The organism is Pseudomonas sp. 20P_3.2_Bac5 (assembly GCF_025466035.1).
Classification (GTDB): Bacteria; Pseudomonadota; Gammaproteobacteria; order Pseudomonadales; family Pseudomonadaceae; genus Aquipseudomonas.
Map to the genome: position 1 here is coordinate 83,234 of NZ_JANLOA010000128.1, position 23,280 is coordinate 106,513.

Consider the following 23,280-nt stretch of genomic DNA (forward strand, 5'->3'; position numbering starts at 1 on the left):
GGTGCATGTCGTAAGTTTTCCAGCGCCCTTGAGACCGAGCGCCGCCCGCGCGGCGCTCGGTCTCAAGAACTCTGAAAAACTGTCGGCTAGAACCTGGTAGCCGCTACCCGATCTCCGGACTGGCGCCTCATGGCCGTCATGCAGCCATGAGGTTCTGCCTCAGTTCTTCGCCGTTTTAACCCCAGGCTCCAGCTTCACCGTTTCTTCCAGGGTGAACCGCCCCAACGGGTTCTGCAGGAAGTTCTGGATATTGCTGCGTGAGATGTTGATGTACGGGCTGTAGTACAGGTCGATCCAGTGCACGTCCTGCTTCGCTAGTTTTTGCAGTTCCTGATACATCTGCCCGCGCTTGACCGGGTCGGTTTCGATCCGCGCCGCGGCGACCAGATCCTTGACCGTGTCGTTCTTGTAGCGGGTCATGTAGTTCTGGTTGGTGTCATCACCCAGCACGAAGGTGCTCTTCTGGTCCGGGTCGGGCACGTCGTTGGTCCAGTACATCACCGACAGGTCGTAGTCGCCGTCCACCAGCATCTGCCAGCTCGCGGTCGGGTCAACCTTCTGCAGGGTGGCGGTAATGCCGACGTCCGCCAGTTGCTTCTGCACCAGCACGGCGATCTGCTCGTCGGCCTCGTTGCCGGCGTTGACCACGTAGTTGACCTTCAGCCCTTCGGCCCCGGCCTTTTTCAGCAGCTCGCGGGCCTTGGTCGGGTCGTACGGGCGTTGCAGGTTGTCGGCGTTGTGGTACAGCGAGCCTTTGGGAATGTACGAGTACGCCACTTCGCCATGGCCGAAGGTCACGGTGTTGACCAGGGCTTTCTTGTCGATCGCCAGGTCGATCGCCTCGCGCACTTCCGCTTTGCCCAGCAGGCCTTTGGAGTGGTTGATCAGCAGGTGATCTTCCCGGGTCGACGGGTCGATATGGATGTTCAGGTTCTTGTCTTTCTGCAGCGCGTCGACGCGGGAAAACGGCACGAAGATCGCCGTGTCCAGTTCGCCGGCCTGCACCTTGAGCATGCGGGTGTTGTCGTCGGGGATGGAGATCCACTCCACGCCATCCAGGCTGACCTTGTCGGCCTCCCAGAAGTTGGGGTTCTTCTCCAGGATTACCCGGTCGCCACGCAGCCATTCCTTGACCTTGAACGCACCGGAGGTCACCGGGTCCTGGGCGTAGGCGTCCTCGCCGATCTTGTCCATGGCCTTCTTCGAAAGGATCGAGACGTTGGCGGTGCCCAGTTGCGCGAGGAATGGCACCGACTTGTTCTTCAGGGTCACCACCAGGGTGCGGTCGTCTGGGGTTTCGGCCTTGTCGATGATCTTGTAGGAGTCGGCCCACAGCGAGGCGGGGTTGTCGCGGATGCGCAGCAGCGAGAAGGCGGCGTCGCTGGCGGTGAGGGGCGAGCCGTCGGAGAACTTGGCATCGCGGATCTTGAAGGTGTAGGTCAGGCCGTCATCGGAAACCTTCCAGCTTTCCGCCAGGCCCGGGACCAGTTTGGTGCCGCTGTTGTCCACCCGGATCAGCACGTCGTAGACGTTGGCGAAGACCCAACTGTCGCGGTTCTGCGCGCTCTTGATCGGGTCGAAGGTGGTGCTTTCCTCACGGCAGCCGATGGTCAATACCCCCGCCGCGTGGGCCAGGCCACTGGTCAGGGCACTGGCGGCCAGCAATGCTGCGGTGAGTAACTTCAATGCTCCGGGTTTCATGCTCAAGCTCCTTTTGATGGTGTGGTTATTTCTTCAGTACAACGGCTCCGGGTGAACGCAGGTGTAGCGCCGTGCGCCCAGCGAATGGGTGGGTGGAGAGGTTTCGCGGCACACCGGCAGGGCGTGCCGGCAACGCGGATGGAACGCGCAGCCCGACGGCAGGTGCAGCGGACTCGGCGGTTCGCCCGGCAGCGGTTGCTCGGGCAGGCGGCGTGCCGGGTCGATATCGGCGATCGACTGGATCAGTGCGGCGGTATACGGATGGCGCGGCGAATCAAAAACGTCGCGCACTGGACCTTCCTCGACGATGCGTCCGAGGTACATCACCGCCACCCGGTCGCACAGCCGGCGTACCACGGTCAGGTCGTGGGTGATGAACAGCAGCGCGAGGTCCATGCGTTCGCGCAGTTCCAGCAGCAGGTTGATGATCTGGCCCTGGATCGACACGTCCAGCGCGGCGACGCATTCATCAGCGACGATCAACCGCGGCTCGATGGCCAGCGCCCGGGCGATGCCGACCCGCTGGCACTGGCCGCCACTGAGCGAGCGCGGTTTGCGGTCGGCCAGTTCAGGGCGCAGGCCGACCAGATTGAGCAGTTCGGCGACCCGCGCCTCGACCTGCTGCGCCGGCACTTTGCGCTGCACCCGCAGCACTTCGGCGAGAATTTGGCCGATGCTCTGGCGCGGGTTCAGGGCGGTGTACGGGTCCTGGAAAATCATCGCGGTTTCATGGCGCAGGCGGGCGATGTCGGCCTTGCTGCCGTGGGCCATGTCGATGCCGTCGAAGAGGATCTGCCCGCCGGCCGTCTCGTTCAGGTGCAGGATGGCGCGGGCCAGGGTGCTCTTGCCGCAGCCGGACTCGCCGACCAGGCCGAGGGTCTCGCCGGCCTTCAGTTCCAGCGAGGCGCCGTTGACCGCGCTGACCTTGCGCTGGCGCAAGCCGAACAGGCCGCTGCCCGCGGCGGGAAACTGCACGTGCAGGTCCTTGACCTGCAACAGCGTGGTCATGACAGACCTCCGGCAAACAGCGGCGTGTGGCAGGCGAGGCGGTGGCCGGGCGCGGTTTCCCGCAGCTCCGGCAACTGCTCGCGGCAGGTAGGCGCGGCGTGCGCGCAACGCGGGCCGAAGCGACAGCCTTGCGGCATGGCGTCGAGCAAGGGCGGTTGTCCGGGAATGGTGTTCATCAGCCGCTGAACGCTTTGCGCCGCCGGGTGGCAGGCGAGCAGGCCGGCGCTGTACGGGTGTTGCGGACGGGCGAGGAGGTCCTGCTTGCTGCCGTGTTCGCAGAGGCGGCCGGCATACATCACGGCGATGCTGTCGCAGGTCTGCGCCACCACGCCGAGGTCGTGGCTGATGAGGATGATCGACAAGCCGCGGCGGTCGCGCAGCTCCAGCAGCAGGCGGAGGATCTGCGCCTGCACGGTGACGTCCAGCGCGGTGGTCGGTTCGTCGGCGATCAGCACGTTCGGGTTGCAGCCCAGGGCCACGGCGATCATCGCCCGCTGGCGCATGCCACCGGAAAATTCATGCGGGTAGTTGTCGACCCGCGACTGTGGGTCGGGAATGCCGACCTGGCGCAACACGTCGATGGCCTGCGCCCGCGCTTCGCGGCGCGAGGCGCCCTGGTGCAGGCGGATGCCTTCGGCGATCTGTTCGCCGATGCGCATCAGCGGGTCGAGGTGGCTGCTGGGGTTCTGGAAAATCATCCCCAGCTCGCGCCCGCGCATGCGGCGCATGCCGGCCTCGTCCAGGTGCAGCAGGTTGTTTCCGGCCAGGTGCACGGCCTTGCCTTCGACCCGCAGCTTCGGCGACGGCAGCAGGCGCATCAGGCCGCGGCAGGCCATGGTCTTGCCCGAGCCGCTTTCGCCCACCAGACCAAGAATCTCGCCTTCGCCGAGGCTGAACGACAGCCGATCGACCACCGCGACATCACGCCCCTCAAGGCGGGCGATCACGCTGAGGTCTTCGACCTGAAGCAGCGGTGCGCTCATGAACGGTCTCCCAGGCGTTCGGCGACGCCGTCGGCCAACAGGCTGAAGCCCATGGCCAGGGTCACCACCGCCAGGCCGGGGAAGGTGCAGATCCACCAGGCGCTGGTAATGAAGCTCTGTCCTTCTGCAACCATCGTGCCCCACTCGGCGGTGGGCGGTTGCACGCCGAGGCCGAGGTAGCTGACCGCCGCGCCATTGAGCAGCACCAGCACGGCGTCGGACATGCAGAACACCACCGAGCTGAACAGGGCGTTGGGCATCAGGTGGCCGAACAGGATGCGCCGGTGGCTGAAGCCCAGGCTCTTGGCCGCCAGGGCGAAGTCGCTTTCCTTGAGCACGAGGATCTGCGAGCGGATCAGCCGCGCGTAGGACACCCAGCCGACCAGCGCCATGGCGATATAGAAGCTGCTCAATCCCGGGCCGAGAATGGCCATGATCGCCAGCATCAGCACCAGAAAAGGGAAGGCCAGGACGATATCGATCAGGCGCATGCACAGCGCGTCCAGGCGCCCGCCGACATAACCGGAGATGGCGCCGATGCAAGTGCCGAGCAGGAACGGGAAGATCACCCCGATCAACGCCATCTGCAGGTCGATGCGCGCGCCCCAGATCACCCGGGAAAGGATGTCGCGGCCAAAATTGTCGGTGCCGAAGGGGTACGCCAGGCTTGGCGCGGCAAGGCGCATGTCGCCGTTCTGCAGCAGCGGGTCGTAGGGCGCGACCCAGGGCGCGAACAGCGCCAGCAGGATCCAGCCGAGGACGATGGCGAGGCCGAAATACAAGGTCAGGCGGCCATTGCCGAGCTGCCAGCGCAGGCGCCAGCGAACGGGGGCGGCGACGCTCGGGCTGCCGCTCATTGGATCGTCACCCGCGGGTCGATGGCGGTGGTCACCACGTCGGCGATGAAGTTGACCGCTACCGTGGCGCAGGCCAGCACCATCGCCACGCCCTGAACCACCATGTAGTCGCGGGTGAAGATTCCGCGGACCAGCAACTGGCCGATGCCGGGCAGGGAAAACAGGCTTTCGATCACCACCGTGCCGCTGATCAGCCAGCCGATGTTGACCGCCAGCAGGTTGACCGTGGGCACCATGGAATTGGGTAGGACGTGGCGGCGGAACACCGCGTTTTCCGAGAGTCCACGGGCGCGGGCGGCGGTGACGTGGTCGGCCTGCATTTCCAGCAGCATGCTGGCGCGCAGGTTGCGCACCAGCACCGCCGACAGCGCCAGGGCGATGGTCAGGCAGGGCAGCACCAAGTGGTGCAGTTTGTCATCCCAGGTGCGCCCATAGCCGGACACCGGAAACAGCCCCCAGTGCACGCTGAACAGCAGGATCAGCATCAGCCCCAGCCAGAACGCCGGCAGGCCGAGGCCGGCAGTGGTGAACAGGCGGATCAGGTTGTCGGCCCAGCCGCCTTTGTTGCGTGCGGCGATGGTGGCCAGCGGCACGGCGATGATCAGCGCCAGCAGCACGCTGCCGAACACCAGCATCAGGGTCGGCTCGATGCGCGTGGTGATCAGCTTCAGCGCGTCGATCTTGTACAGCAGGGACTGGCCGAGGTCGCCGTTGAGCAGGTTTTTCAGGAAGTACAGGTATTGGGTCCAGATCGGCTCGTCCAGCGCGTACTGGGCGCGGATCTTCTGGATCGCGTCCGGGGTGCTGCGGCTGCCGAGCAGCGCCCGCGCCGGGTCGCCGGGAATCGAGCGGACCAGCACGAAGGTGATGAGGCTTATGCCGAGCAGCACGGGCAGCAGTTGCAACGGACGGGTCAGGACAAACCGGTAGCGCGCCAGATTCATCGATCAGCCCCGGTGACGTTGCAGGAAATCCAGCAACACCGGGAAATAGGCCTGGGGTTCTTCGTAGAACGGCATGTGGCTGCTGTTGGGGAACACATGCAGCTCGGCCGCGTTGTCGAGCGCGAGCTTCATGCGCAGGGCGCAGGCGGGGGTGAGTTCGTCGTGCTGGCCGGTGGTGATCAGCACCGGCATGCGGAAGTCGGCCATTTCCTTCAGGCGATTCCAGTCCTTGAGGTTGCCGGTGTAGAGGAACTCGTTGGGCCCCTGCATGGCGACGTACGGTCCCATGTTCCAGTCGCCCAGCGAACGCTGGACCGGCGCCGGCCATTCTTCCAGGCGGCAGACATGGCGGTAGTTGAGCAGGGTGATGGCAGCCTGGTACTGGGGATGATCGAGGTTACCGATGGCTTCGTAGCGCTGCATCATCGCCACGGTTTCGCTGCCGAGGGCGTTGCGCAGGCGATCCAGCTCGCTGGACAGGTGCGGGATGTCGCCGACGGTGTTTTCCAGGATCAGGGATTTCAGTGCCTGCGGGTGATGAATGGCGTATTCGATCGCCAGCCAGCCGCCCCAGGAGTGGCCGAGCATGTGCACGCGGCCCAGGCCGAGGCTTTCGCGCACTGTTTCGACTTCAGCGACGTAGCGGGTGATGTCCCACAGGGAAGGATCGTCGGGCCGGTCGGAGGCGCCGGTGCCCAGTTGGTCGAACGCCACGACCCGCAGGCCTTTGTCCTTGAGCCAGGAATGGGCATCACGAAGGTAGTCGCAGGGCAGGCCGGGCCCGCCGTTGAGGCACAGCAGCACCTCGTCGCCCTCGCCATAGCTGTACACCACGAGATTGTGGCCATCGACCGAAAGGTTGAACTGCTGGTCCGGTTGCATCTCACGCCACATCGCTACTCTCCTGTTGGCAATGGCTTACCGCTATACCCTGCGCAGGAGAATGCGCCACCTACAAGCTAGTATTTCTTATAGGTTTCATCTGGCAGTCCCGCGCCGAGCCGTGGCATTCTACTTGCCGGACTTCAAGATGGAAATCCAACAGGGGTATACACACAGGGAGTGCAAGGAATGCAGGCCAAGCTGGCTGACCTCAATACCCGTCTGTTGTCTGGCAGGAGCCTGGACGAACAGATAGACAGCGTTGCCGACATGGCGACGCAACTCGGTTTCGATACGCTGGTGTATGACTACAGCGCGGTTCCGCTGGATCACGTCGGCGAATTGATCACCCCCGCCGTCGTGCGCGTGCGTCATACACCGAAAGACTGGGAAGACCTCTGGGTTTCAGGCTTCTACCAGATCGATCCGGTCCAGCACCTCGCCCTTTCCGCCATCGCGCCGTTCGTCTGGTCTTATGAGGCGAAGCGAAAGACGGTCCTGCAGCAGCACATCGACCGTCGCCACGCCCCGGTGGCCAGTTACCTCAGAGATGCCCAACTCACCTGCGGCGTTACCGTGCCCATCCACATGCCGCGTGGCGGGTTGGCGACGATGACTGCGCTACGCTCGGAGGTCCGCGACAGCGACCTGGAGGAGGCGCGCCACAGCCTTGCCGATTTTGGCCTGATCGCCCATGCCTTTCAGGAGGCGGCGTATCCCTTGCTTGGCAAGGAAGCGGCCGTGCAGACCGTTCGCCTGACCCGGCGTGAGCGTGAATGCCTGCGTTGGGCCGCCGACGGCTTGACCGCCGCGCAGATCGCCGAGCAATTGAACCGCTCACTGGCCACGATTTCCCTTCATTTGACCTCGGCGATGCACAAGCTGGGTGCAAAAAACCGTGTGCAGGCGGTGGCCCGTGCCGTGCATTACCGGCTTTTAGAGGGTTAGCTGGCGGAAAAATCCCGAAAACCTAGAGAATTCTCTAGTTATGCGCCGACGGGGCAGCAGTTATGGTGAGTGCCACAATTCGCACGGAGCCGGATGAAATGGAACTCATCAAATCGCGTGAAGGTTTTGCCCCGTTTGGCAGCCACCAGACCTGGTACCGCATTACCGGTGACCTCGAAAGCGGTCGCACTCCCTTGGTCATCCTCCACGGCGGGCCAGGCTGCACCTATGACTACGTCGACGCTTACAAGGATGTCGCTGCCGGCGGGTATCCGGTCATCCACTATGACCAACTGGGCAACGGCCATTCGACGCACCTGCCCGATATGCCGCCGTCGTTCTGGACGGTGAGCCTGTTTCTCGAAGAACTCGACAACCTGCTGGAGCACCTCGGCATCAGCGAGCGCTATGCGCTGCTCGGCCAATCCTGGGGCGGCATGCTCGGCAGTGTTCATGCCGCGAGAAGGCCGGCCGGCCTGCGCTGCCTGATCATCGCCAACTCGCCGGTCGACATGGGCACCTGGATGGAAGAAGCCAATCGCCTGCGCGGAGAATTGCCCGAAGACATTCAGGCCACCCTGCTCAAGCACGAAGCCACCGGTGATTACCTCGCCGCTGATTACCTGGCGGCGACCCGGTTCTTCTACAACAAGCACGTGTGCCGTCTCAGCCCGTGGCCGGAAGAGGTGGAACGCACCTTTGCCCAGGTTGACGCTGACCCGACCGTGTACCACGCGATGACCGGTCCGAATGAGTTCACCATCACCGGCAGCACCAAGGACTGGACCATCGCCAACTACCTGCCTGAGATCAACGCACCTTGCCTGCTGATTTCCGGTCGCTATGACGAAGCCACGCCACGGGTGATCCAGCCATTCCTGGACCTGATCCCGGGTATCCAGAGTGCGATCTTCGAGAACTCCAGCCACATGCCGCATGTGGAAGAGCGGGTCGCGTGCATGGGCACCGTGGTGAACTTCCTCGACGAGAACCTGTGATTTCGCGTTGACTTGGGGCCGCGGTGCGGCCCTTTACGGAGCTTCGCCTGCCGATGTGCGGGTGGCAGTGCGGCGGTTGATGTTTTTTTCACGTTCTAGCCACTATAGTGGCCACCCTTGTTGGGGAGTAGCCTGCTCCTGACCCCGGTCAGTGAGCGTTCACGTCAACATTCTCGGCAGCAGCCGTGGCGTGAACACCTTTCTGGTTGGCGAGACCAACGATGCATCCATGCCTGAAGTCGGGCGTGTGGTTGCGTCGTTGACTCATAGCCCGACTGGACTGTAACCGTGAATCCCTTTTCCCTCCTCTTCCTCGCGCTCGCCATGTCGACCGATGCCTTTGCGGCAGCGATAGGCAAAGGCTCCAGCCTGCATAAACCGCGTTTCGCCGAGGCCCTGCGCACCGGTCTGATCTTCGGCGTGATCGAAGCCATCACGCCGATCATCGGCTGGGGCATCGGCCAGGTCGCCGTCCAGTTCGTCGAAAACTGGGATCACTGGATCGCTTTCGGCCTGCTGCTGGTGCTGGGTCTGCACATGATCTGGAACGGCCTCAAGGACGAAGACGAAGCCGAAGAAAAAACCAGCCAGCATTCCTTCTTGATTCTCGCGGTGACCGCATTTGCCACCAGCATCGACGCGATGGCGGTCGGTGTGGGCCTGGCGTTCGTCAACGTCAACATCCTGGTTGCCGCCGCATGCATCGGCCTGGCCACCTGCGTCATGGTCACCCTCGGTGTGATGCTCGGCCGTGTGCTCGGTTCGGTGGTGGGCAAACGTGCGGAGATTGTTGGCGGTGTCGTATTGATGCTGGTGGGCGCGACGATTCTCTATGAGCACCTGAGCGCCGTCTGATTGAGGTCTCTGGAGCCCGTCTCAGCGGGCTGCCCGGCCTCCCGGTGCAAGACCGCTGAGCAGCAGGCGCGCGGCGTTGCTGACCGCGATGTCGTAGTCCATTGCTTCGCTGCGCAGGCCGGGAAGCTGCCAGCCACGGCTGACGCAGGATTGCGCGATGGCCCAGATGGTCAGCAGCGCGTGTTCCGGGTCGATGGGCGCCAGCAGGCCGCGATCGACCCACTGGCGAATGCCGGCGAGGCTTTGCTGGGTCTGCGTCGTCCAGCGGGCAAAAAACTCCCGTGGCAGGCGCCGCGCACCTTCACGCAGTTCAGCCATGAACACTTTCGAGGCGCAGGGCTGGCGCTCGAACAGACGGATCATGCGGATCAGCGTCTGGGTCAGCGCCTCGATCGGCGTCTCATCGTCGTCCAGCGACGGCATGCAGGCGCTCAGGTACGAGGGCGCGATGTCCTCCAGCACCTTGGCGTAGATGTTTTCCTTGGACTTGAAGTAGTAGTGCACGTTGGATTTGGGCAACCCGGCCCGTTGCGCGATGGTCGCAACGGTGGTGGCGGCGTAGCCCTTCTCGGCGAAGGCTTCACTCGCCGCGTCGAGAATGGTCCGGCACACCGAGTCTGGCGCGTCGTCGGTGCGGGGCCGGGGTTTTCTGGCGCCCCGCGGCGTATCGAGGCGGGGATCGAACGGCATGATGTACATCGCGAATTCCTTGTTGTGCCCAAGCCCGGCGAGAGGTCCGCGTTGGAGTCGGGATTCGGAATATACAAAAATATACAGCGCTGGCGCGAGTCCGCTGTATTGAATTCTATATAACGAAGCGCGTAGCCTTCTGCCGGCGGTGACCACCGCAGTCTGATCGAGCCGCAGGATTTCCCCGATGCAGCAACGCACATACCCCTACGTCGCCTGGCGACTGACCCGCACATTCCAGGTCGTGAAGGTCGAACTGGTGGCTGGCGGCATCTACGGTAGCGCCTACGACCGCACCGAAACCGGGCACAACTACCCGATCAGCGAGCTCTATCCGTCAAAGGACGAAGCCATTGCCGAGGGTGAGCGGCGACTGGAGATTCTGGCGGCGGATATTGCCAAGCGGCAGGCGAACTGGGAGCGGCGGCGACGGGAGTTGTTGGGGCAGGGCGGGGGGCATTAAAAAGCCGGCTTGTGGCCGGCTTATAGGTTGTCCAGAGAACTCCACTGATTTTATAAGCGATCCCGGTAGCCATTGGGTTTTACTGGGTTTTCCGTGTATGTTCGTCCACTAAAGGCCAGATGCCACCAAGGAAAACCAGCCACCAAAGTATGGGCTGGGGTGTGGGCTGGGAGGATGGGTGTAGTGGAGGACTCATGGGGAAGCTGACAGTCAAAAGGGTGGAGCAACTTGCCAGGGTTGGCGAGAAGGACATGGCGAATGATGGGAACGGCTTGTACTTCAAGGTTGGAGAAACTGGCGGTACGAGCTGGATCTACAAATACAAGCTCAACAAGAAAACGACCGAAATGGGGCTGGGAGGTTATCCAGAAGTCTCGTTGTCGGATGCCCGCATCAAACATGCTGACGCGCGTAAGCTCCGGGCCAATGGCATCTGTCCCAGAACTGCCCGAGATGATGAGCAGGATCGCCTGATTACCCAGCGCCGCGCCGAGGATGCGAAGCGCGTGCTCTTCGAGCAGATGGCAAAGGAATATGCCGAGGCTCATGGCCCTGGATGGTCTGAGAAATGGCGTAAGGGCTGGCTCAGGAAGCTGGAGCTGTATGCATTCGAAGTGATTGGTGCGATACCTGTCGGAGAGATCGATACCGACCTGGTGCTCAAGGTCCTCCAGCCTATCTGGGCCACCAAAACGCGAACGGCAGATGAGGTGCGTGGGCAGATCGAGCTGGTTCTGGATGCTGCCAAGGCGCGCAATATGCGCGATGGCGAAAACCCGGCTCGCTGGCGGGGCCATCTGGATAAGCTGCTGAACAAGGCCGACAAAAAGAAAGCACGGATACGAGAGCACTTCGCCGCGATGAGCTGGAAGGAAGTGCCTGCGCTAATGCACCGGCTTGCCGAGAGCGAATTCCGTGCTGCGGTCGCTGCCCGATTACTCATCTTCACCGCCGCTCGTGCGCATATGGTGCGAGAGGCCCAATGGTCGGAGTTCAACCTGGATGCAGGTATCTGGGTCTTGGCTGCTGACCGTATGAAGATGAGAAAAGCCTTCAGCATTCCGCTGGCGCCACAGGTCGTTGAGATGTTGAAGGTGCTACCGCGTGTTGAAGAAAGTAACTTTCTCTTTCCTGGTCGAGGGAGAAGCGGGGTTATGCACGCGAATGCGATCCGAAATTTGCTGCATGACATGAAGCACGACGACATCACGCGCCACGGTTTCCGTAGCTCGTTCCGCGATTGGGCTGGAGAGACCACTAATCATCCCCGTGAGGTATGTGAGTTGGCGCTGGCTCACGACGAACGAGATCAGACCGAGGGAGCCTATTCGCGCTCGGATCTGTTCAAGAAGCGGCGAGAGTTGATGGAATCATGGGCCACCTTCGTCAGCACGCTAGCGCTTGGTGATGCCATCCATCTTGAAATGCAAACGACTCAATAAGGAAATCGCATGGACGGGGAAGCAATCACCGGGTTGCTGTTGCTGTTCGCGCCAGCAGATGTTCTGGACGGTCTAGAGCTCAGCCAAGAAAACGCGGCTGCATGGGCTGTTGAGGTGGATGGATGGGATGAGTTCCACCGTGTGGAAATCGCCGCCCTGGCTCTGTACTACAGCGCTCGCAAAATCCGCAAAGGGCCAGAGTATCAAGGCACGATATCTGTGGACTTGAACACCATCCACTCGCTAGTCCAACTGGCAGAGATCGAAGGCTCTGGCATGGTCAACGACCTTGTCGATGAATTAAAGGCTGTGGTACGTGCGAAGCAGCGGGCGACGGTGGCGAAAAATAGAGAAAGAATAGAAAAGGTCACATGGCATGAAAAGGCAATTGCTCTGAAGGCGAAGGGGCTTGCTGCTTCTGAGATCGCTGAGCGGTTAGAGAAGTCAGCATCTCAAGTAAGGAAAGTGGTCAACAAGGCAAAAAAAGAAATCCGCGCATTACCTTAGTGTGCGCGTTTTCCTGCGTAGCTTCCCCTGCCACGAGTCCATTGGCCGCCATAGAGGCGTAAGGGTTGAGAAATGAAGCAAGGCAAGCAAGAGATCGAGGTTGTTCAGCAGCGGAGTGTTCGTCGGATCATGCGGCTCAAGGAGACGGAGCAGATGTGTGGATTTCGGCGCAGCCATATCTATGCACTGATGAAGCAAGGGAAGTTCCCTCAGAGGAAGCCAATTGGACGGCGTGCTGTGGGTTGGGACTCTATCGAGATCGAGCAATGGGTGGCTGATCAGCTTGATGCAGATTTCTGATTCAAGTAAAGATCAGCGAAAGGCGGGAAGTGGCGTCGATCAGGCATCGCTTTTGACGCCTTAGCCGGTATCTACCTTGGGAAACATTAGGTTTTCTGCCCCTTTGGCAACGAAATTCATGATTGGTAATCACACGAAGTTCAGTTACACCACTTCCTGGGGCACGATCATCGTTATGCTAATATTTTTGTCGAAAGATAGGGGTTATTAGGCGAACGTCGGCGTTTGGGCGGGATTTTAGCCGGTTTACATCGCGCGATTTGTAGTGCCTGTCGAGCGTTAGAAGCGTTGATCATGTGCGGGGGGACAATGTGAATGTGCCTTCCTAGGGTTGCCCGACAGATCTGGAATCTGATAGCTTCTATTCGTGCTCGACAGGCGCATAACATCCGTCATTTAAAGCTGGCAACAGCACTGTACGTATGAAAAAACCGACTTGACTCTGTCTCGTTCGGGTGCGGAGACGGGTGACGCAGCCATGAGATTTGGAGCACAGTCATGACGCGTCCTCATACCCCTCCTAGCACAATTGCTGGAATCTCTCGTCTCGCTAAGAAAATCTCTCGTGAGCGCGGGGTAAAGCACACTCAAGCCCTTAACGAGGCGGCAATAGTTGCTGGCTACAAGAGCTTTATGCATGCCAAGCGGCAGTTACCCGCAATAGGTAGTCGCGCCGCATCTCCTCTTCTCTATCCAGGTAGTGCTCAGCATGAGGGTGATGCTCAGTTATTGTACGAGGGGGATGCCTCGACTGCCCCTTCAACGCCTTGTAGGGGGCGTTTGAAGGATGTCTGTTGGGAATCGCTGGCGGTAGTAAATAGTGGATTGGGCTTTCTTCGAGGCAATTTGTTGGACGACCGAACGCTGCTTGTCGAGAATACCAGCGAGGCTAAACTGATGGGGTTTCTAGACGGGCTTCGCTGTGCCGGAGACTTCCTCAAAAATCCTGAAAATCTTCTTATTGTGATAAATCCATCGGTCTTTTCCGGAGGCTGGCAGTGTAAAGGAAGGGCTAATTGGCTCGCTGATCCGTTTACCCCCCCGCCATTCATTTTCGAAAAGGCTTGGTAACGTTTCTGGAAACTTACTGAGAGTGCTTCATCCCTCGGAAGCACTCTAGTTGGCGTAAGCTAAGTCCTGTGCATGTTATGAATTTGCTTCTTATCTCTGCTTTGTTAATCTTGAGTTGGGAAAGGCGGTCGGGTAATTAGCCATCAACTGGAACAAGCTTGTATGCTATAACGAGGCGGGTTACTTGCCTATCGATAATAGCACTGCTGAACGGACCATCCTGTCCTTAGTTATCGGTCGCAAAACTGGCTATTTAACGACGCCCTAAAAGGCGTCACGGCCAGTGCTCAACTTTACCGTCTGGTCGAGACCGCTTAAGCCAACGGCCAAGAGCCTTATGCGTGGCTGCGCCACACACTTGAATATCTACCAAAGGCGACTTCTGTAGAAAAACTACGAAGCCTTGCTGCTGTGGAACTGCTCGCCGGTATCATCGAGCTAGGCACACCGCTCGAATTTGATCGGGTGGGGTTTATGGAGCGCTTACGGGTCAGGTGCGGCCCAGCCGCTTGTCCGAATAGATGTGGCGGTGATCGCGCTGCCATCCACTCGTTTTGACACATGTCACACCACCGAGAAGATGAACGAACCAGGACACTGGCCTGCTGCCGGCGGTGTTTACGACACCTCATTTCGTGCGGAGCCTAGAGACACCTTGCACAACATCATGGCACTATGATGTCGTGTCGGGGCGGGTGGGGCCCGCGACGCAATATGCGTTTCAATGACTCGGTTGGAATTATTAGGGAGCATGGATAAAAATGGATGGCCATCACGGAAACTATAAATATCGAATAATAGAGCGTATTGGGAAAGGTGGTTTTGGGTTTGTCGAGAAGATTGAGCTTTTTAATATTGAAGGTGTTCGGTGTGGCGAATATGCCCGCAAGTCTCTTGGCGATCTAGAGAAGGAGATAAGGGACGAGTTTCGTAGGCGTTTTGCTCGTGAAGTATCCTATCAAGCGTCGTGTGTGCACACCAATGTCGCAAATATTTATCTTTGCGATCTAAAGTCTGAGCAGCCATGGTTTATCATGGATCTGGCTGACGGTGACTTGCAGAATGACATTGACAGTGGGGCTCTGGCGGTATCGCAGAAGATTGAAGTTGTTTTAATGGTGCTTGAAGGATTGATATATTTGCACTCTTTGGGTTACCTGCATCGCGATATCAAGCCATCGAATATACTCAGATTCGGCGATGTGTACAAGGTTTCAGATTTTGGATTGGTTAAGAATCTGGATAAAAGTGCCGAGTCCGAAGTTATTACGAAGATTGCGATGGCTATGGGTACTGCAAATTACATGGCTCCAGAAATTTCGGCGGCTGGAGATTATAGTAAAAGAAGTGATGTGTTTGCTTTAGGTGTCTTATTAGAAGATTTGGACTTGCTGGGTAGTCCAGGTGTCCATGAAGTGTTTAAAAAGAGCACTACTCGTCGGCCTAATGATCGTTATGCCGAGGTGCAAGAAATGCGAGATGATTTAGTCGCTGCCATCCAAGGAGAAAGGTAATGGTTAAGCTTTTAAGCTCAAGCTCATTTTCGTTTCCCAAAGAGCCGACTAGAAAGAATGAAGATTCGATTTTGCCGCCTCGTAAGGTTGGTGACGGATTTTTAATGGCTGTAGCAGATGGTGTGGGCGCATACGCTGGCGCGAGTAGTGCGTCTGAATCAGCTATTGATTATTTGACAAGCCTACCGCCATCCGCGTTCGAGGGTGGTGATGCTACAAGGCAGATTTTTGAGCAAATTAAAATTCGTATATCCAATCTGGCTATGGAAAACCCGAGTTACTTCGAGGCTGCTACGACTTTAACGTTCTGCTATGCAGACGAGCATGGAGTCAGAATCGGTCATATAGGCGATTGTCGCGTTTATCTAAAGGAGAATGGCAAACTCCGACAGGTTACTAAGGATCACACGCAGCATCAGAAACTTATTGATGAGGGATTGTACAGGCCGTCGGAGCTCAAAGAAGTAAGAGGGAAAAGTACTCTATTTTCAGCGATTTCAAAAAGCATAAACTTGCATTTTCAAGAAATTTTTCTAAGTTATAATGACTTTTGCGATAAGGACGGAAGCATAAGCTTGTTCTTGATGTCAGATGGGGCCTATCACTCTTGGGAAGTAAGGCCGCGTTTTTTAGAAAGTACCTTGGGCGATCCAAATCGTTTTGCTTCAAATTTACGTAGACGAATCATGAGGTTGCATCCGGTAGACGACTGTTCTTTGGTGGCTGCTAGATTTACTAGGACATCACAGCTAGAGTTGTTTGATTAGAATAAGTTCGTTGTGTAGTGGCTACATTGGATTATACAGTGTAGCCGAATATATGTGGCCGTTTGAATATTTCAGCATCTGAGCGGCGCCACACCCGAGCTTTTGTTCAAATGGACCCCATAAGGGTTTGGATTGCATGCCTTTGGGCTTCCGTGATCGGCACGCTTCTTTGGTCGATGCGTCGGAGCCACTCATATCCTGAGATTCTTTCACCGCGTTTCACAAGCCCTCCGTACTGATCCACCATCTCTTTGAGTATCGTAACCATCTCCGGGTAAAACGGACCACCTTCGAATCGGACGCTGAGCCACCCCAGACGCGACCGGCTGATCCCAAAACCGCAAGCGCTACCCCGTCCAGATCCCGCCTTCTGACTATTTCGCTGCTGAGTACCCATTCGCTTTCCGTCCTTGGAGACCATGCCGGCGGACGGTATTGCTCCTGAGGCAATCCGTCGCTGCGCAAATGTTCTCACATGGAAAAGTTATGTGCGAAAATTTTTCCTCGGTAACTTTGCCCTGCTGGAAACCCATCCACAGAATCGCCGGATGAATATCGGCTCAGCTATACGCAAGGTTCGACTGGAAAAGGGGCTCACTCTGGAGGCTGTCGCTCTGGAGGCGGGGACGTACGCGGGTAACCTGTCCAAGATCGAAAGATCGCAGCAACTGCCCTCTTTGGAGCTGCTGCACAAGCTCAGTCATGCACTGGGCACGAAAACCTCTGAGCTGTACGCTGTCGCGGAATCTGAGTCGGAAGGTGGCGAAGAGGCTGCATCTGATCAGAGCAACGAAGTGATCCTGGTGCGGCGGAACTTCCAGGCGCTCACTCCCAAGAATCGTAGGCTCGCCATCGAGTTTCTGAGGCTGCTGGGGCAGTCACAGGACGAAGCCTGACGAATCCTCAAATATCCCCATGCTTTCCACCCCACGCTCATGAAGCGGCTACAGGAAGCGCTGTGGTGGTGATCCATTTCAACTGGTCGCTACTGGTAGCGAAGGAATGCAGATTGCTGCCAACGTATGGGCCAAAGTATGGGCTGGCGATGGCAGTCTAGGCGGGAGCCCCGTAAATCAAGGGCTGTAGAAATTAAAAAGCCGGCTTGTGGCCGGCTTCTCGGGGACAGTCTTGGCTGACTTTTGGTAAGCCGCAACCGCCTTCAAATCGTTGGTCGACACGAGGTGTCGATAGGCGAGGGCTGTGTGAGGCCTCGCCCGCCCATGGCATGCAAGCGGCAGCCAGGGTGGAGGTGGGCCGTAGCATACTGGGAATGGCTCGCAATGCCCAGCGGAAAATGCACGCTTATGCGCTTCAGTCCGGCCTTTCGCTGCGGTATTGGGCCCACCAGAACACCCAGCCGAGGATCTCCAGTTGTTGGCTGCGAGCCTGGCTGACGCTGTAGCTTTCGCAGGGAAACCCTTCGCTGTCATGGCTGTGCAGGCGCAAGACGCCGTTGGTGCGTTTGCTCAGGCTGTGGATGCGCAAGCGTCCGTTGTGCAGGACCGCGTACAGCTCGCCCTCGACCACCCGCGTCAGGCCGCGGTCGATGGCCAGTGGGGCGCCGAACGGGATCAGTGGCATCATGTTGTAGTCCGGCATGCTCAGGCACAGCGCCTGGGTCGGGTCGACGCCGAGGCGGTCGAGGGCCTGGCGCGGCAGGCGCAGGTAGCGGTTGTCGATGGGTTCAAGCTGGCGGTTGCGCAGGCTGTGAAATGGCAGCTGCGCATCGCCTTCGCCATAGGTGGTGAGGGCGCTGTGGTCCGGCACCTCGCTTCTTGGCTGTGTGCGGGGGCGGTGTATTCGCGGTAATGGGTTGATGTGCTTGGGACCTTCGCCCGTGCGCAGCCATTTGCTGCGTACGCACAGCAATTCGGCGATTTCATCGAGTCGAGCCTGCGGCACACCGCGATGGAACCAGTTGTTCACGTGTTGAGGCGTCACCTTGCGCTGGGCTGCGAAGTCCGAAGCGCTCAGGTTGCACTCGTTCAGCAGTGCCTTCAGTCGATCACCGGATGTATTCATGGGGACTGATTCTAGAGGGCGGGAACACGGCTTCCTATAAACATTGGGTTGAGATATTTCGGAATGTTGATGGGTCGGAATTACAGTAATTGCCTATGGCGGCGTAGGAATTGTCGCTAATTATTCGCTGCTCACATTCCACGCGCCCATGAAAAAGCCCCGCAAGTGCGGGGCTTTTTCGTCAAGCGAGGAGCTTAGCCTTTGTAGGCGGCAACGGCTTTGGTGATCTCGGCGCGGGCTGCATCAGCGTTGCCCCAGCCATCGATCTTGACCCACTTGCCTTTCTCCAGATCTTTGTAGTTCTCGAAGAAGTGCTTGATCTGCTCCAGCAGCAGGGCTGGCAGGTCGGTGTATTCCTTGATGTCGACGTACAGCTGCGACAGCTTGTCGTGCGGTACGGCGATGACCTTGGCGTCGCCGCCGCCGTCGTCGGTCATGTTCAGGATGCCGACCGGACGGGCGCGGATTACCGAACCTGGAGCAACCGGGTAAGGGGTAACGACCAGCACGTCCAGGGGATCACCGTCGTCGGCCAGGGTGTTCGGGATGAAACCGTAGTTGGCCGGGTAGAACATCGGGGTGGCCATGAAACGGTCGACGAACAGGCAGTCGCTGTCCTTGTCGATCTCGTATTTGATCGGCGCGTGGTTGGCCGGGATCTCGATGGCGACGTAGATGTCGTTCGGCAGGTCTTTGCCAGCTGGAATCTTGCTGTAGCTCATTGGGCGTTGCCCCCGTGTTTGACCAAAAATTGGCCGCGATTATAGGCACATTCGGAAACGCTTGCCATGCCCGCCCCGATGCTTGACCGATTCACTCCAGCGCATCTTTGTACTGCGGGTGGCTGAGCTGGAGTTGCTGAAGGCGCGCCAGGGGATCCTGGCGATAAAACCCGCGAAGCTGCGCGTAAACCGCAGGGTACGCCTGCATCAGCAGATCGGGAGCGCTGAAGAAGTATTCGCTGGTCACGGCGAAGAATTCGGCGGGGTTTTCCGCCGCGTAAGGGTCGATGGCGGTCTCGGCATCGGGGTTGCGGTCGAGCTGGCGGTTGAGGTCGTCGTAGGCGTGCTGCATGGCCTCGGCCCAGTCGCTGACACGCATGTCGCCGTGCAGTGGCGGCAGGCCATTGGCGTCGCCATTGAGCATGTCCAGCTTGTGCGACAGCTCATGGATGACCAGGTTGTAGCCTTCCCACACGCCGCTGGCCTGCACGCCGGGCCAGGCCATGATCACTGGCCCTCGCTGCCAGGCTTCGCCGCTGTGCTCGGCGTCCCATTCATGCTCGATGCCGCTGCTGTCGCGGTGGCGCTGGGGGCTGAGGAAGTCATCCGGGTAAAGAATGATTTCGTGAAAACCCTGGTACCAGTTCAGCGGTCCCAGGTGCAGCAGCGGCAATTGCGCCTGGGCGGCGAGGAACAGCCGCTCGCCGTCGTTCAGCTCGACGCCGGGCAGGGTGGTGAGGTGTTTGTCCCGCAGAAACAGGATGCAGGCCTCGCGCAGCCACTGGTCTTCCTCGTCGTTCAGGCCGTCGAGGATCGGCAGGCGCTCGCGCACCTGCTGCCACAGTTGTGGATCGATCGGGTGCCGGGCCAGGGTCCGGCGGCGACGCCAGTCGCTCAGGCTCCACATGTCGGCGGATCAGTGCGCCTTGGCCGGGCCACGGTTCATGCGGCCGCGGACTACACCGATGATCACCGGCACCAGCGACAGCAGAATAATGGCGACGATCATCAGCGACAGGTTCTGCTTGATGAAGGGCACGTTGCCGAAGAAGTAACCCAGGGTCACCAGGCCGCCCACCCAGAGGATGGTGCCGGCGACGCTGAAGCCAAAGAAGCGTGGGTAGGGCATTTTCGCCAGGCCCGCGACGAACGGTGCGAAAGTCCGCAGGATCGGCAGGAAGCGCGCCAGGGTCACGGTCTTGCCGCCGTGGCGCTCATAGAAATCGTGGGTCTGCTGCAGGTAGTCGCGGCGGAAGATTTTCGAGTTCGGGTTGCTGAACAGGCGTTCCCCGGCTGTTCGCCCGATCACGTAGTTGGTGCTGTCGCCGAGGATGGCCGCGATCATCAGCAGGCCGCCAAGCAGTACCGGGTCCATGCCGCCGCCCGCGGCCACGGCGCCGGCGATGAACAGCAGAGAATCGCCCGGCAGGAACGGCATCACCACCAGACCGGTTTCGCAGAAGATCACCAGGAAGAGGATGGCGTAGATCCATGGACCATAGTTGTTGACCAGCAAATCGAGGTAAGCGTCGAGATGCAGAATGAGGTCCAGCGGGTTGAAGTCCATGTACGACACCTGTGTTCAATACGTTGGCTGGCAGTGCGAGGAGCGCAAAGTTACCCACAAGGAAGGGTAAGAATTCACACAATACGAAGGGCGCCATTATACGGCGACGAGAGATTTCTGCTTACGCAGTTTGTAGCTGAATGTGCTGAGCGGCAAACCACTGTGGGAGCTGACCGGGCGGCGCTCCCACAGTGATCGTGTTGTCGTCAGTTGAGCGGCAGAACGTAGTTCTTGAACTCGGTGTCCTCGCGAAAACCGATGGACTCGTAGGTCTGCATCGCCACTTTGTTGTCGCTGCTGGTGGATACCCGCATGCGCACCGCGTTGGTTTCCTTGGCCATGCGTTTGGCTTCGCGCATGAGGTGGTCGGCCACCAGCATGCGCCGCGAATCTTCGGCGACGTAGATGTCGTTGAGGATCCACACGCGTTTCAGCGACAGCGATGAAAAGCTCGGGTAGAGCTGGCAGAAGCCCATCAGCTTGCTGTCGTCATCATCCGGCAGCGCCAGGTAAATGATCGATTCGCCGCGTTCCAGGCGTTTTTTCAGGAAAGCGCGGGACGAGTCCGGGTAGGGCAGTTGCCCGTAGAACTCGCGGTACTTCACGAATAGCGGTGCAAGCAGGTCCAGGTGCTCAAGGGTGGCTTGGATGATTCGCATAAGCAGGCCTCGTGTTTCGAAGGGAATGGCGGCGAATCTCGGGCAGCCGTCGCCCCAGATGCTGCCTAAAGCGGAAAAAAATCGCAATCGTCGAAAAAGCGGCCGTCATTCAGGGTTTTCCAAGCAGGAAGTTTCCGTTTTGTTGCACGTCCGTTTCCGAATCAAGGGTCTGGACCTGCGCTTCGTCCTTGAGGTTCACCCCGGAAAGCTGTCTGCGACAGGCTTCGCGCATCAGGTAGACCAGGCGGTGCGCGGCCATGCCGTAACTCAGGCCCTCAAGGCGAACGTTGGAGATGCAATTGCGGTAGGCATCGGTCAGCCCGACTTTCGGGTTGTAGGTGAAATACAGCCCCAGGCTGTCCGGCGAGCTGAGACCGGGACGTTCGCCGATCAGGATCACGGTCATGCGCGCCCCCAGCAACTCGCCGATTTCATCGGCCACGGCGACCCGGCCCTGTTCCACCAGCAGCACGGGCGAGGTGGACCAGCCATCAGCGGCGGTCTGTTCTTCAAGGCGATTGAGAAACGGCAGGGTGTGGCGGTGCACGGCCAGTGCCGACAGACCGTCGGCGACGATGATGGCCAGGTCGATCCCGCCGGGATTGCCCTGGGCATGCTCGCGAAGCACCTGCGCGGAGTCTTCATGCAGGCGCCGCCCCAGGTCCGGGCGCTGCAGGTAGTGATGGCGGTCATTGGCGGCGCTGCGCAGCAGCAGGCTGTCGCGGCCGCGGGCCTGCAGTTGCTCGCGCAGGCCGGCATGGTCGAAGGGCAGGTGCACGGCGTCGCGGGCCTGGGCGTGGGCGAACTGGAAGTCCAGTTGTGCCTGGGTCGGCAGGCTGGTGCCGGAACGGCCGAGGGCAATGCGGGCCGGTGTCAGGCGGCGCAGTTCCAGCCAGGGGTTGTCGGTGGGCGTCGGTTGCTTGTCCATGAGGTCGCTCGCTTATCCCAGTTGCGCCAGGGCCTGGCGGAAGGCCGGTGGCAGGTTGTCGCCGAAGCGCACGCGGCCGTCGGCCTGGGTGAAGATGCCCATGCGCGCCAGCCAGCCCTCGAACTCCGGCGCCGGCTTCAGGCCCAGGGTCTGGCGGGCGTAGAGGGCGTCGTGGAAGGAGGTGGTCTGGTAGTTGAGCATGATGTCGTCGGAGCCGGGGATGCCCATGATGAAGTTGATCCCGGCGACGCCGAGCAGGGTCAGGAGCATGTCCATGTCGTCCTGGTCGGCTTCGGCATGGTTGGTGTAGCAGATGTCGCAGCCCATGGGCACGCCCAGCAACTTGCCGCAGAAGTGGTCTTCGAGGCCGGCGCGGATGATCTGCTTGCCGTTGTACAGGTACTCGGGGCCGATGAAGCCGACCACGGTGTTGACCAGGAATGGCTTGAAGTGCCGGGCCACGGCGTAGGCGCGGGTTTCGCAGGTCTGCTGGTCGACGCCGAAGTGGGCGTTGGCCGACAGCGCGCTGCCCTGGCCGGTCTCGAAATACATCAGGTTCTGCCCGAGGGTGCCGCGGTTCAGGCTCAGGCCCGCCTCGTAGCCTTCCTTCAGCACATTGAGGTTGATACCGAAACTGGCGTTGGCCGCCTCGGTGCCAGCGATGGACTGGAACACCAGGTCCAGCGGCACGCCGCGGTTGATCGCCTCGATGGAGGTAGTGACGTGGGTCAGCACGCAGGTCTGGGTGGGGATGTCGTAGCGCTGGATGATGGCGTCGAGCATTTCCAGCAGCGCGCAGATCGAGGCGATGCTGTCGGTGGCCGGGTTGATGCCGATCATGGCGTCGCCGTTGCCGTAGAGCAGGCCGTCGAGAATGCTCGCGGCAATGCCGGCCGGTTCGTCGGTGGGGTGGTTGGGCTGCAGCCGGGTCGAGAGCCGGCCGCGCAGGCCCATGGTGCCGCGAAAGCGCGTGACCACGCGGATCTTCTGCGCCACCAGCACCAGGTCCTGCACCCGCATGATTTTCGACACGGCCGCCGCCATCTCTGGCGTCAGGCCCGGCGCCAAGGCGCGCAGGCTGTTTTCGTCGGCCTGATCGCCGAGCAGCCAGTCGCGCAGGCCGCCGACGGTCAGGTGGCTGACCGCTGCGAAGGCTTGTTTGTCATGGGTGTCGATGATCAGCCGGGTGACTTCGTCTTCCTCGTAAGGAATCAGCGCTTCATTGAGGAAATGACTGAGGGGAATATCGGCCAAAGCCATCTGCGCGGCGACCCGTTCGCCATCGTTGCTGGCGGCGACCCCGGCGAGAAAGTCGCCGGAGCGGGCCGGGCTGGCTTTGGCCATGACCTCTTTGAGGCTGTCGAAACGGTAGGTCTGGTTACCTGCCGTGTGTACGAAACTTGCCATTCGGAATCTCCAGAGCGCCGCCGGGCGTGCCGGCGGCGCGGTGAG

24 protein-coding genes, 1 pseudogene and 1 riboswitch are annotated in these 23,280 nt (G+C 59.9%); of the genes and pseudogenes, 11 read left to right on the forward strand and 14 right to left on the reverse strand.

Annotated elements, in window-relative coordinates; all coding sequences use genetic code 11:
- Nucleotides 1–159 precede the first annotated feature (159 nt).
- Genes NTD88_RS24220 through NTD88_RS24245 form a run of 6 tightly spaced genes read right to left on the reverse strand, consistent with a single transcriptional unit; the run spans nt 160 to nt 6,387 of the window.
- Entirely contained in the window at nt 160–1,701 is a 1,542-nt protein-coding gene (locus NTD88_RS24220) for an ABC transporter substrate-binding protein (RefSeq protein WP_262153995.1), read from the reverse strand.
- 33 nt (nt 1,702–1,734) lie between these two features.
- Nucleotides 1,735–2,709, reverse strand: coding sequence for an ABC transporter ATP-binding protein (locus NTD88_RS24225; RefSeq protein ID WP_262153996.1), 975 nt, complete (start codon nt 2,707–2,709; stop codon nt 1,735–1,737).
- A complete protein-coding gene (locus NTD88_RS24230) occupies nt 2,706–3,692 on the reverse strand; it encodes an ABC transporter ATP-binding protein (RefSeq protein ID WP_262153997.1) in 987 nt (328 codons plus the stop codon). Before NTD88_RS24230 ends, NTD88_RS24225 begins: the two co-directional genes overlap by 4 nt.
- A complete protein-coding gene (locus tag NTD88_RS24235) occupies nt 3,689–4,549 on the reverse strand; it encodes an ABC transporter permease (RefSeq protein WP_095159354.1) in 861 nt (286 codons plus the stop codon). Before NTD88_RS24235 ends, NTD88_RS24230 begins: the two co-directional genes overlap by 4 nt.
- Nucleotides 4,546–5,493, reverse strand: a complete 948-nt coding sequence (locus NTD88_RS24240; protein ID WP_262153998.1) for an ABC transporter permease — start codon at nt 5,491–5,493, stop codon at nt 4,546–4,548. The genes NTD88_RS24235 and NTD88_RS24240 overlap by 4 nt, the downstream gene beginning before the upstream one ends.
- Before the next feature lie 3 nt (nt 5,494–5,496).
- Complete coding sequence (locus NTD88_RS24245) at nt 5,497–6,387, reverse strand: proline iminopeptidase-family hydrolase (protein WP_262127400.1); 891 nt, start codon at nt 6,385–6,387, stop codon at nt 5,497–5,499.
- 177 nt (nt 6,388–6,564) lie between these two features.
- Here NTD88_RS24245 and NTD88_RS24250 point away from each other — a divergent pair, with 177 nt between their 5' ends.
- The 3 genes from NTD88_RS24250 to mntP all read left to right on the forward strand — a co-directional run bounded on the left by NTD88_RS24250 (nt 6,565) and on the right by mntP (nt 9,176).
- Nucleotides 6,565–7,323, forward strand: coding sequence for a LuxR family transcriptional regulator (locus tag NTD88_RS24250; protein ID WP_095159351.1), 759 nt, complete (start codon nt 6,565–6,567; stop codon nt 7,321–7,323).
- 98 nt (nt 7,324–7,421) lie between these two features.
- Complete coding sequence (locus tag NTD88_RS24255; protein WP_095159350.1) at nt 7,422–8,321, forward strand: proline iminopeptidase-family hydrolase; 900 nt, start codon at nt 7,422–7,424, stop codon at nt 8,319–8,321.
- 115 nt (nt 8,322–8,436) lie between these two features.
- A riboswitch (yybP-ykoY riboswitch) is annotated at nt 8,437–8,605 on the forward strand.
- Between the two features lie 4 nt (nt 8,606–8,609).
- A complete protein-coding gene (mntP, locus tag NTD88_RS24260; protein WP_262153999.1) occupies nt 8,610–9,176 on the forward strand; it encodes a manganese efflux pump MntP in 567 nt (188 codons plus the stop codon).
- A gap of 21 nt (nt 9,177–9,197) precedes the next feature.
- Here mntP and NTD88_RS24265 read toward each other — a convergent pair whose 3' ends face one another.
- Nucleotides 9,198–9,875 carry a TetR family transcriptional regulator C-terminal domain-containing protein gene (locus NTD88_RS24265; protein WP_262127397.1) on the reverse strand — a complete coding sequence of 226 codons (678 nt, stop codon included), beginning with the start codon at nt 9,873–9,875 and terminating at the stop codon, nt 9,198–9,200.
- Between the two features lie 178 nt (nt 9,876–10,053).
- Here NTD88_RS24265 and NTD88_RS24270 point away from each other — a divergent pair, with 178 nt between their 5' ends.
- From NTD88_RS24270 to NTD88_RS24305, 8 genes and pseudogenes are all read left to right on the forward strand, one after another.
- Nucleotides 10,054–10,329, forward strand: a complete 276-nt coding sequence (locus tag NTD88_RS24270; protein WP_262154000.1) for a hypothetical protein — start codon at nt 10,054–10,056, stop codon at nt 10,327–10,329.
- Nucleotides 10,330–10,523: 194 nt separating this feature from the next.
- Nucleotides 10,524–11,771 carry a tyrosine-type recombinase/integrase gene (locus NTD88_RS24275; protein WP_262154001.1) on the forward strand — a complete coding sequence of 416 codons (1,248 nt, stop codon included), beginning with the start codon at nt 10,524–10,526 and terminating at the stop codon, nt 11,769–11,771.
- A gap of 9 nt (nt 11,772–11,780) precedes the next feature.
- Complete coding sequence (locus NTD88_RS24280) at nt 11,781–12,278, forward strand: hypothetical protein (RefSeq protein WP_262154002.1); 498 nt, start codon at nt 11,781–11,783, stop codon at nt 12,276–12,278.
- A 72-nt stretch (nt 12,279–12,350) separates the two neighbouring features.
- A complete protein-coding gene (locus tag NTD88_RS24285; RefSeq protein ID WP_262154003.1) occupies nt 12,351–12,578 on the forward strand; it encodes an AlpA family transcriptional regulator in 228 nt (75 codons plus the stop codon).
- 1,186 nt (nt 12,579–13,764) lie between these two features.
- Nucleotides 13,765–14,091: pseudogene (locus NTD88_RS24290) on the forward strand (transposase domain-containing protein); the annotation flags it as partial.
- 319 nt (nt 14,092–14,410) lie between these two features.
- On the forward strand, nt 14,411–15,163 hold the full coding sequence (locus NTD88_RS24295; RefSeq protein WP_262154005.1) for a serine/threonine protein kinase: 753 nt from the start codon (nt 14,411–14,413) through the stop codon (nt 15,161–15,163).
- Nucleotides 15,163–15,930, forward strand: a complete 768-nt coding sequence (locus NTD88_RS24300) for a PP2C family protein-serine/threonine phosphatase (protein ID WP_262154006.1) — start codon at nt 15,163–15,165, stop codon at nt 15,928–15,930. The genes NTD88_RS24295 and NTD88_RS24300 overlap by 1 nt, the downstream gene beginning before the upstream one ends.
- A 488-nt stretch (nt 15,931–16,418) precedes the next feature.
- Nucleotides 16,419–16,826: a helix-turn-helix domain-containing protein gene (locus tag NTD88_RS24305; RefSeq protein ID WP_262154007.1), complete on the forward strand. Its 408-nt coding sequence runs from the start codon at nt 16,419–16,421 to the stop codon at nt 16,824–16,826.
- A 415-nt stretch (nt 16,827–17,241) separates the two neighbouring features.
- Here the strand turns inward: NTD88_RS24305 and NTD88_RS24310 are convergent, their stop codons facing one another.
- The 7 genes from NTD88_RS24310 to NTD88_RS24340 all read right to left on the reverse strand — a co-directional run bounded on the left by NTD88_RS24310 (nt 17,242) and on the right by NTD88_RS24340 (nt 23,235).
- Nucleotides 17,242–17,952, reverse strand: coding sequence for a helix-turn-helix transcriptional regulator (locus NTD88_RS24310; RefSeq protein WP_095159348.1), 711 nt, complete (start codon nt 17,950–17,952; stop codon nt 17,242–17,244).
- 194 nt (nt 17,953–18,146) lie between these two features.
- Complete coding sequence (ppa, locus tag NTD88_RS24315; RefSeq protein WP_095159347.1) at nt 18,147–18,674, reverse strand: inorganic diphosphatase; 528 nt, start codon at nt 18,672–18,674, stop codon at nt 18,147–18,149.
- Between the two features lie 91 nt (nt 18,675–18,765).
- Nucleotides 18,766–19,581: a zinc-dependent peptidase gene (locus NTD88_RS24320; protein ID WP_262154008.1), complete on the reverse strand. Its 816-nt coding sequence runs from the start codon at nt 19,579–19,581 to the stop codon at nt 18,766–18,768.
- Between the two features lie 9 nt (nt 19,582–19,590).
- Nucleotides 19,591–20,241, reverse strand: coding sequence for a DedA family protein (locus NTD88_RS24325; RefSeq protein WP_095159345.1), 651 nt, complete (start codon nt 20,239–20,241; stop codon nt 19,591–19,593).
- A gap of 206 nt (nt 20,242–20,447) precedes the next feature.
- Nucleotides 20,448–20,900 (reverse strand): GNAT family N-acetyltransferase, encoded by a 453-nt coding sequence (locus tag NTD88_RS24330; protein WP_262154009.1) that lies wholly within the window; start codon nt 20,898–20,900, stop codon nt 20,448–20,450.
- 109 nt (nt 20,901–21,009) lie between these two features.
- Entirely contained in the window at nt 21,010–21,828 is an 819-nt protein-coding gene (gene eutC / locus NTD88_RS24335; protein WP_262154010.1) for an ethanolamine ammonia-lyase subunit EutC, read from the reverse strand.
- A gap of 12 nt (nt 21,829–21,840) precedes the next feature.
- A complete protein-coding gene (locus NTD88_RS24340) occupies nt 21,841–23,235 on the reverse strand; it encodes an ethanolamine ammonia-lyase subunit EutB (protein ID WP_262154011.1) in 1,395 nt (464 codons plus the stop codon).
- Between the last annotated feature and the right edge of the window lie 45 nt (nt 23,236–23,280).

What these genes read in the sequence shown, in the direction of transcription:
- NTD88_RS24220 (WP_262153995.1), bottom strand. Translation starts at nt 1,701, where the DNA reads ATGAAACCCGGAGCATTGAAGTTACTCACCGCAGCATTGCTGGCCGCC.
- NTD88_RS24225 (WP_262153996.1), bottom strand. Translation starts at nt 2,709, where the DNA reads ATGACCACGCTGTTGCAGGTCAAGGACCTGCACGTGCAGTTTCCCGCC.
- NTD88_RS24230 (WP_262153997.1), bottom strand. Translation starts at nt 3,692, where the DNA reads ATGAGCGCACCGCTGCTTCAGGTCGAAGACCTCAGCGTGATCGCCCGC.
- NTD88_RS24235 (WP_095159354.1), bottom strand. Translation starts at nt 4,549, where the DNA reads ATGAGCGGCAGCCCGAGCGTCGCCGCCCCCGTTCGCTGGCGCCTGCGC.
- NTD88_RS24240 (WP_262153998.1), bottom strand. Translation starts at nt 5,493, where the DNA reads ATGAATCTGGCGCGCTACCGGTTTGTCCTGACCCGTCCGTTGCAACTG.
- NTD88_RS24245 (WP_262127400.1), bottom strand. Translation starts at nt 6,387, where the DNA reads ATGTGGCGTGAGATGCAACCGGACCAGCAGTTCAACCTTTCGGTCGAT.
- NTD88_RS24250 (WP_095159351.1), top strand. Translation starts at nt 6,565, where the DNA reads ATGCAGGCCAAGCTGGCTGACCTCAATACCCGTCTGTTGTCTGGCAGG.
- NTD88_RS24255 (WP_095159350.1), top strand. Translation starts at nt 7,422, where the DNA reads ATGGAACTCATCAAATCGCGTGAAGGTTTTGCCCCGTTTGGCAGCCAC.
- NTD88_RS24265 (WP_262127397.1), bottom strand. Translation starts at nt 9,875, where the DNA reads ATGTACATCATGCCGTTCGATCCCCGCCTCGATACGCCGCGGGGCGCC.
- NTD88_RS24270 (WP_262154000.1), top strand. Translation starts at nt 10,054, where the DNA reads ATGCAGCAACGCACATACCCCTACGTCGCCTGGCGACTGACCCGCACA.
- NTD88_RS24275 (WP_262154001.1), top strand. Translation starts at nt 10,524, where the DNA reads ATGGGGAAGCTGACAGTCAAAAGGGTGGAGCAACTTGCCAGGGTTGGC.
- NTD88_RS24280 (WP_262154002.1), top strand. Translation starts at nt 11,781, where the DNA reads ATGGACGGGGAAGCAATCACCGGGTTGCTGTTGCTGTTCGCGCCAGCA.
- NTD88_RS24285 (WP_262154003.1), top strand. Translation starts at nt 12,351, where the DNA reads ATGAAGCAAGGCAAGCAAGAGATCGAGGTTGTTCAGCAGCGGAGTGTT.
- NTD88_RS24295 (WP_262154005.1), top strand. Translation starts at nt 14,411, where the DNA reads ATGGATGGCCATCACGGAAACTATAAATATCGAATAATAGAGCGTATT.
- NTD88_RS24300 (WP_262154006.1), top strand. Translation starts at nt 15,163, where the DNA reads ATGGTTAAGCTTTTAAGCTCAAGCTCATTTTCGTTTCCCAAAGAGCCG.
- NTD88_RS24310 (WP_095159348.1), bottom strand. Translation starts at nt 17,952, where the DNA reads ATGAATACATCCGGTGATCGACTGAAGGCACTGCTGAACGAGTGCAAC.
- ppa (WP_095159347.1), bottom strand. Translation starts at nt 18,674, where the DNA reads ATGAGCTACAGCAAGATTCCAGCTGGCAAAGACCTGCCGAACGACATC.
- NTD88_RS24320 (WP_262154008.1), bottom strand. Translation starts at nt 19,581, where the DNA reads ATGTGGAGCCTGAGCGACTGGCGTCGCCGCCGGACCCTGGCCCGGCAC.
- NTD88_RS24325 (WP_095159345.1), bottom strand. Translation starts at nt 20,241, where the DNA reads ATGGACTTCAACCCGCTGGACCTCATTCTGCATCTCGACGCTTACCTC.
- NTD88_RS24330 (WP_262154009.1), bottom strand. Translation starts at nt 20,900, where the DNA reads ATGCGAATCATCCAAGCCACCCTTGAGCACCTGGACCTGCTTGCACCG.
- eutC (WP_262154010.1), bottom strand. Translation starts at nt 21,828, where the DNA reads ATGGACAAGCAACCGACGCCCACCGACAACCCCTGGCTGGAACTGCGC.
- NTD88_RS24340 (WP_262154011.1), bottom strand. Translation starts at nt 23,235, where the DNA reads ATGGCAAGTTTCGTACACACGGCAGGTAACCAGACCTACCGTTTCGAC.